We start from the raw sequence: 6109 nt of genomic DNA, 5'->3' as shown, positions 1-6109 counted from the left end.
ACGCATGGAGGTCGAACCGGTCGGGCTGGCCGATCTCGCGCGGGCGTGCTGGCAGAACGTCGTCACCGACGGTGCGACGCTGACCGTCGAGACCGACGCCGTCGTTGACGCCGACCGCGACCAGCTCCAGCAACTCCTCGAAAATCTGTTTCGGAACGCCATCGAGCACGGTTCCGGCGACGACGGGGACGTGACCGTCACCATCGGCGGGACTGACCGTGGCTTTTTCGTCGCAGACAACGGCCCCGGGCATCCCCGAGGACGACCGCGACACCGTCTTCGAAGCCGGCTACACCACGTCTCCCGAGGGCACCGGCTTCGGCCTGAACATCGTTTCGCAGGTCGCGGCCGCACACGGCTGGGAAGTGCGGGTCTCGGAGGGCACCGACGGCGGGGCGCGCTTCGACTTTCGGGTCGACTGAGCCTACGCGTCGCCGGCGTCGAGGTCGAACTGCTCGTTTTCGGAGACTGCGTTGAGGACGACACTCGTGTTCGACTCGCGAATCGGCGCTTCGTTCAGAAGCGCCTTGATCTGGCGGTTCATGTCGTCTGTGTTTTTGAACTTGCCGACCGCGAGGACGTCGTAGTCGCCGGTGACCTCGTACACAGAGACCATCTGCGGTTCGGCGGCGAGGAGTTCGGTCACGTCCGTGAGCGCGCTCCCTTCGACTTTGAGGTGCATGACCGCGGTCACGTCGTAGCCGAGCGCGTCGTAATCGAGACGCGGCGTGTAGCCCTCGATGATGCCCTCGTCTTCGAGGTCTCGCAGGTGGTTCGAGACGGTCGTCACCGACACGTCGAGTTCTTCGGCGAGGCTCCGCAGACTGCGCCGTCCGTCTTTCAACAGGGCGTTGATCAGGTCTGAATCCAGGTTTTCGTAGGTCATACCCGGTTGGTTTGCAGGTGATTGTGATGAATCTCTCGGTCGAAGTTGACAATGTCGAGAAATGAATCTAGTTCGTCGTCGCCCGAGAGATCGCTGTTTCAGTCCCGCTTCAGGCCGAGAATCCACTCGCACTTCCCGCAGGCGTCTTGCCCGTTCGCTTGGCCTCGGCGCGTGTGACCTCGACGAACCGGCCGTCGCTGTGGCCGCCGCAGACGATCTCGCCGTCGTCGTCGAGTTCGTGGTACGCGTAGCCGCCGGTGTACGCGCCGTTGGGTGTCGTTGCGACGCGGTCGTCGTCGTCGCGGGTGTCCTGCGCAGCGAGTTCGCTTCGCTGCTCGCTCGTGGGCTTCTGGTCGATGTGCTCTCGCGTCGGCATCCGTGCTAGTACACTTGCCCGACCGCATATGTTTATTTCGGCCGCGACAGGCCGTGAAAAACCATCAAAGATAGTCGCGGCGCGCACTAGTTGCGCCTCACTCGGCGAATGCGTCGCACGTCCGTCGCTTTCGTTCGACGACGCACTAGCACGCGATCAGTATGTGCAGAAACTGGCCACCAGTTATCATAAGTCGTTGCGCAGAATCAGATCGTGTCCGACAACACGAAACAGCGTATAACTATCTGCCTTCCCGTCACACTCGGTGACGACACGACGATAGTCAGGCTCCACGCGGCCGACGACGTGCTTCGATTGCTCGTCGACGGCGACCCTCGGAGTTCACACGAACCACCTATTTCAGGCGAAATCCTTTGTCGGAGTGGGTCGATGCAGCCGACAGATGGGTCGGACGCTCGAACTCACTGGGACGTGGCTCAGTTACCTGCTGTACGCATTCCAGCTGACCGCGCTCGCGTTGGTCCTCGTGTTCGTCGTGCCTGCACTCGAATACCCGGTCAATGTCCTCTTGGGCGGACTGTTCATCGTGGTCATGCTCGCGTCGGTGGTCGCCCTCTGGCGGCGTGCGGCCGGACGAGACGGGGGCAACCAGCTCGGAACCGCGGAAGACATCACGTATGACCCGTTTGCGGATCCCGGGCAAGCCGCCCGCGACAGGTGGGAAAAGGCCGTTCGACGGCTTCCTGGGTCTGATGACGAGAAGTGAGCAGCTGAAGTGGGGGAGACTGGTGGCTCACGGAGACGTTGTGTCGGGCCGCCGAATCTCCGAGGCGACGACGTAGCACCCGACTGCGCCCATACTGAACACCAGTCCAGTTCCGAGATTCACCACGAGAAGCTCGTACGGCGTGACGGCGATCGGGCGGGGTTTGAGCACCTCGAAGTACAGGTACTGCACCGAGTCGGCGAACAGGTGCGGAACGAGGAAGCCGACGACGCTTACACCGCCGACGAGGAACGCCCAGCGTCGACGGAGTCGAGACGGTCGACCGCGACGGCCGGCGTGGAATGCGACGGCGGCCGCACAGAGCGGTGCGACGAGGCACGCACCACCGAGTAGCAAGAGCAGCATCAGTCGTGATTGGGTCGCTCGCGGCGGTTGTGTGGGCGTTCGCGTCCCCGCAGACGCTCATCGCTTGCTTCGTCGAGCGAACGCATTCTCGGTGGCATGCTGCGACACAGTACTGTGTGCAGCGTTGAATTTGTTCGGTCGTTCCGAACACGACCAACCCGCTCGCTGAACGGGTTGGCCGTCGTCGACGCCGAGCGTCCGTCCGAACAAACGTCGTTATCTCAGTCTGCGAATACGAAGTGGTCACTCGTTAGGCCATCTCGGGGACGGGGAAATCGAACAGTTCCGCGCGAAGCTGTTCGGGTGACTCGGTCTTTCCCCACTGAATGAGTTTTCCCACGAGCTCGGGGTCGGAGAAGTCGACGTGTCGCGCCCGCTCGTCGCCCCAGTCGTAGACGTGCTTCGGGAGCCAGTCCGCTCGCCGCAGTTCCGCGAACAGCAGGCCGGCGGCCTCGTCAACGCTCGCGTCGCCCGCCCGGTAGGCGTCTAGTATCTCGCCCATCCGTCGGTGTATCTCGGCTTTCTGCGGCACGAACGGCGCGCCATCGCCCGGCGTCGGTTCTTCGAGAAGCGAGTCGAACTCGGTGGGCTGTCCCGACGCGAGGTAGGTGAAGCAATGCCGCTGGAGATACAGGTCGTGAAACAGGACCTGCCCCAGCCACATCTGCGTCCACGCGTTCCACAACCGGAAGTCACCCATCGACTTGTACGCGTTGCTGATGACCCGGTCGTTGGTCGCGAGTTGGCGACGGTGCATCTCGTCGATGGGCGCGAAGCGCGTCGCCGAGAACTCGCCGTCTTCGAACGCGTCCAGCAGCAGGTTGGTCGACACGAAGACGGATTCGAGAGTGTTCACGAGCCCGACCGCGTACAGCGGGTCGACGAAGCCGTAGGTGTTGTTCGTCAGGTAGTGGCGGTGCCCCGCGGACTGGTTGGCGGTCCGCTGGAGTCTCCCCGTCCGGACCCACGGTCGCACCGGCGTCGCCGACTCGAGATGGCGCTCGATGTCGGGGAACTCAGCGATGATTCGGCGAGCCTCTCGCTCGGCGCTGACCGACTCGTCTGTGGGGTACTGCGTCCGGTCGAGCACCAACCCGACGCTCGCTTTGTTCGTCTCGGAGCGCTCGAAGTTGTCGAAGGGGATAATCCACATCCAGCCCCCGTCGAACACGTGGTGGAGCGTCCCGTCGTGGAGGCGGTTGGACTGTCCGGGGCGGGCAGCCTCGTCGAGTAGCTCGTCGAACGGAGCGAGCCCTTCGACGTGCGTGAAGATGGCGCGCGAATCCGTCTCCAACTCCGGGGCGTCCTCGCGATACCCCATCTCGTCGGCGAGGACGGAGTTCCCGCCGGTGCCGTCGACGTAGAACGCCGCCTCGATGACGACCGCGGTCGGTCGTCACGGCCACCTCGTCGTGCCCGATGTCCACGCCGGTGATTTCGGTCTCGTCGAGGTATTCCACGCCGTACCGCTCGGCGGCCGCGACCAGATACTGGTCGACCTCCGAACGCAGGAGGTGACTTTCGCTGTAGAACGGCAGGCTCGGCGGTATCAACTGGTGGCTGTGGTCCGTCGCGACCGACTGGCCTGGCTCGTGGTACGCGAAGCCGATGGAGTGTTTGATACCGCACGACGACGTGACGTTGTCGACGATGTCGTTCGTGTCGCTGAGGTACTGAATCTCCGGAATGCCGTGATACTCCCCGAGAATCCACATCCACATCGAACTCTGCGGGAGCATCGCTTCGCCGACGGCGAACCGTGGATGCGACCCGGCTTCGAGCATCACCACGTCGAGGCCGCGTTTTCCCAGAATCATGGCCGTGAGGGACGCCGACATCCCGGAGCCGCCGACGACGACGTCGTAGGAGTCGGTCGGCGGTGATTCTCCGGCGGCCCAGTTGCCTTGTCGCCCGTGCAGTCGTTCCCCGTTGCCCGGTTCGGTCTGCCCTGTCCGTTCCATATCTCGTTCGACGGACAGATCAGGATTATAGTCATTCCCTGAGACGGCGTCTCAGTTCGTGAGACACTGTTCACGCGGCATACAGGTTTCGCGCGTGGAGTGGCTACAGCCCGGTGCTCATCTGCGTCACGTCGAGCCTGTCCGCTTCGCGCTTGTAGCGCCGATAAAGGTCCACGGCCCACTCGCGAGCCTCGGGATCGTCGGTCGTGACGGAGGCAATCGGGAGGGCTGTCTCGTCGTCGAAGCCGCCGACGATGACCACGTCGTCGATGATGCCCATCGTGAACGGCAGTCCAGGGTGGGTGTACAACGCGGGCGCGTCAGCCGACGCGATGGTGTCGAACGCGTTCTTCGAGGCGTTTCGGTCCGCTTCGAGCGCCAGCGGCGTACAGATAGCCTCGAAGTCCACGTCGTTTCGGGCGTGCTCGATACCCTGTTCTGTGACCTTCGGCGGGCAGCCGGCGACGACCAGACTCCGCGAGCGGTCGAACGACGCGAACTGTTCGAGCCACGGTTCGATGGGCGCGTTCGGGTTCTGCGGCGTGGCGACGTGGAGGTCGGCGTCGGCGAACAGATGGACGTGACGCGTGAACTCCGGCGCTGAAATCTGAGCGAGCAGAGGTTCTAACCAGTCGGCCGCCGCGATGGTGCGCTCGAATCGAGAGACAGCGTCGGCGACGGCACAGCCCGCGCCCGTCGTCTGGTAGCCCGCCGCCGTCTGTTCGAGTAACTGGCCGTCCGTGAGCGCGGACGTCCACCGATAGGCCGTGGCACGCGAGATGTCGAGTTCATCTTGGAGCGTCGACCGGTCGAGCGGCCCATCGCGGGCCGCATCCAACAGCGGTGCTTGGTCCAGCAACTGGTGTGGGTCCCGTCCGTGAGGAATCATGTTCTCGGAACGGACCTGCGAACTGTAAGTGTATCTCTAGCAGACTGTCGTAAAATCGAGGGCGGCTGAAACTCGTCTGCCGACGACGCTGCCGTCGAGACACGCCGACCGGGCGAACGACTCACCGAATCCGGTCGTGAATCTCGAGGAAGCCGAGCGACCACACGAGTGCCCCGGCGAGTCCGGAAAACGCCACTGCGTTCCCCAAGAGACCGAGCCACTCCCCGTACAGGACGCCCGCGTTGAGGCCAAGGAAGAACCCATCGAACGACGCGAGGGCCTTCGCACGGACTCCGGCGTAGCGTTCGAGGACGACGAGTCCACACAGGAGGACGACAGACCCGGCGACGAGTGCGCCGCCGATGTGTACGAGTGAGGCCTGCCGGCCCACCGTCGACTCGACGTACCAAAACGGACCGAAGGGCGCACCGAGAACGACGGCGATGAGCGCGTACGTCCCGAGTCGTTTGCTCGTCTCGCCGAGTGCGTGGGTGTCGGCCATTCCGTACTCGTGTGTCGAGTCGAGTGGGGAAATAAGTCCGCGCCGTCTCGTCGGGGGTGTTACTGGAGACCCCGACCGGGTGGGTCACCGAGGAGTCCCTCGCTCCGGACCAGGATGTACAGGAGGATAGGGCCGGCGACCAGGAACAACACAAACAGCAGGCCGATGAGTCCCTTGAGTATCGACTGTACGGGAACCATATTCTCCGTCTTCAGTTCGAGTCGGAAAAATCCACTCCCGTTGGTGGGGCGAGTCAGCGTACACCCACGCCAACTCCCGCAACAACGTGCCCTCTTCGGCCGTCGTCGCTTGGCACCCACAGTCGGCCGGCAATCGCGGCCATATTCGGGCCCTCTCGACGAACCCCCATTTCAGGTCGAACGGGCCGAACTGAGCGTTCAG

The 6109-nt window shown here is 63.6% G+C and carries 9 protein-coding genes and 1 pseudogene; 3 read left to right on the top strand and 7 right to left on the bottom strand.

Annotated features, from left to right (window positions below; genetic code table 11):
* The first annotated feature begins 4 nt into the window (after positions 1-4).
* Positions 5-422: pseudogene (locus tag ATB1_RS20935) on the top strand (sensor histidine kinase).
* Between the two features lie 2 nt (positions 423-424).
* On the opposite strand, the gene lrp reads toward ATB1_RS20935, so the two are convergent.
* Entirely contained in the window at positions 425-886 is a 462-nt protein-coding gene (gene lrp, locus ATB1_RS13995; RefSeq protein ID WP_042664639.1) for an HTH-type transcriptional regulator Lrp, read from the bottom strand.
* A gap of 109 nt (positions 887-995) precedes the next feature.
* Positions 996-1262 (bottom strand): hypothetical protein, encoded by a 267-nt coding sequence (locus ATB1_RS13990; protein ID WP_241768250.1) that lies wholly within the window; start codon positions 1260-1262, stop codon positions 996-998.
* Between the two features lie 403 nt (positions 1263-1665).
* On the opposite strand from ATB1_RS13990, the gene ATB1_RS13985 reads away from it, so the two are divergent.
* Positions 1666-1989 carry a hypothetical protein gene (locus ATB1_RS13985; RefSeq protein WP_042664637.1) on the top strand — a complete coding sequence of 108 codons (324 nt, stop codon included), beginning with the start codon at positions 1666-1668 and terminating at the stop codon, positions 1987-1989.
* Between the two features lie 27 nt (positions 1990-2016).
* Here ATB1_RS13985 and ATB1_RS13980 read toward each other — a convergent pair whose 3' ends face one another.
* Together ATB1_RS13980 and ATB1_RS23435 are read right to left on the bottom strand one after the other, a co-directional pair.
* A complete protein-coding gene (locus ATB1_RS13980; protein ID WP_052368005.1) occupies positions 2017-2355 on the bottom strand; it encodes a hypothetical protein in 339 nt (112 codons plus the stop codon).
* Positions 2356-2605: 250 nt separating this feature from the next.
* On the bottom strand, positions 2606-3676 hold the full coding sequence (locus ATB1_RS23435) for a hypothetical protein (RefSeq protein WP_241768251.1): 1071 nt from the start codon (positions 3674-3676) through the stop codon (positions 2606-2608).
* A 55-nt stretch (positions 3677-3731) separates the two neighbouring features.
* On the opposite strand from ATB1_RS23435, the gene ATB1_RS24170 reads away from it, so the two are divergent.
* Positions 3732-4238 carry a hypothetical protein gene (locus tag ATB1_RS24170; RefSeq protein ID WP_343122544.1) on the top strand — a complete coding sequence of 169 codons (507 nt, stop codon included), beginning with the start codon at positions 3732-3734 and terminating at the stop codon, positions 4236-4238.
* 181 nt (positions 4239-4419) lie between these two features.
* Here ATB1_RS24170 and ATB1_RS13970 read toward each other — a convergent pair whose 3' ends face one another.
* The 3 genes from ATB1_RS13970 to ATB1_RS22065 all read right to left on the bottom strand — a co-directional run bounded on the left by ATB1_RS13970 (position 4420) and on the right by ATB1_RS22065 (position 5907).
* Positions 4420-5205, bottom strand: a complete 786-nt coding sequence (locus ATB1_RS13970; RefSeq protein ID WP_241768249.1) for a winged helix-turn-helix domain-containing protein — start codon at positions 5203-5205, stop codon at positions 4420-4422.
* A 121-nt stretch (positions 5206-5326) separates the two neighbouring features.
* Positions 5327-5707 carry a hypothetical protein gene (locus tag ATB1_RS13965; RefSeq protein ID WP_042664634.1) on the bottom strand — a complete coding sequence of 127 codons (381 nt, stop codon included), beginning with the start codon at positions 5705-5707 and terminating at the stop codon, positions 5327-5329.
* A 59-nt stretch (positions 5708-5766) separates the two neighbouring features.
* Positions 5767-5907, bottom strand: coding sequence for a hypothetical protein (locus tag ATB1_RS22065; protein WP_157837750.1), 141 nt, complete (start codon positions 5905-5907; stop codon positions 5767-5769).
* Positions 5908-6109 lie beyond the last annotated feature (202 nt).

Source organism: Haloferax sp. ATB1 (genome assembly GCF_000730175.1).
This window is presented reverse-complemented; position numbering and strand designations above follow the sequence as displayed.

Coding starts and splice junctions, on each gene's coding strand:
- lrp (WP_042664639.1), bottom strand. CDS start 886: ATGACCTACGAAAACCTGGATTCAGACCTGATCAACGCCCTGTTGAAA.
- ATB1_RS13990 (WP_241768250.1), bottom strand. CDS start 1,262: ATGCCGACGCGAGAGCACATCGACCAGAAGCCCACGAGCGAGCAGCGA.
- ATB1_RS13985 (WP_042664637.1), top strand. CDS start 1,666: ATGGGTCGGACGCTCGAACTCACTGGGACGTGGCTCAGTTACCTGCTG.
- ATB1_RS13980 (WP_052368005.1), bottom strand. CDS start 2,355: ATGCTGCTCTTGCTACTCGGTGGTGCGTGCCTCGTCGCACCGCTCTGT.
- ATB1_RS23435 (WP_241768251.1), bottom strand. CDS start 3,676: ATGGGGTATCGCGAGGACGCCCCGGAGTTGGAGACGGATTCGCGCGCC.
- ATB1_RS24170 (WP_343122544.1), top strand. CDS start 3,732: ATGACGACCGCGGTCGGTCGTCACGGCCACCTCGTCGTGCCCGATGTC.
- ATB1_RS13970 (WP_241768249.1), bottom strand. CDS start 5,205: ATGATTCCTCACGGACGGGACCCACACCAGTTGCTGGACCAAGCACCG.
- ATB1_RS13965 (WP_042664634.1), bottom strand. CDS start 5,707: ATGGCCGACACCCACGCACTCGGCGAGACGAGCAAACGACTCGGGACG.
- ATB1_RS22065 (WP_157837750.1), bottom strand. CDS start 5,907: ATGGTTCCCGTACAGTCGATACTCAAGGGACTCATCGGCCTGCTGTTT.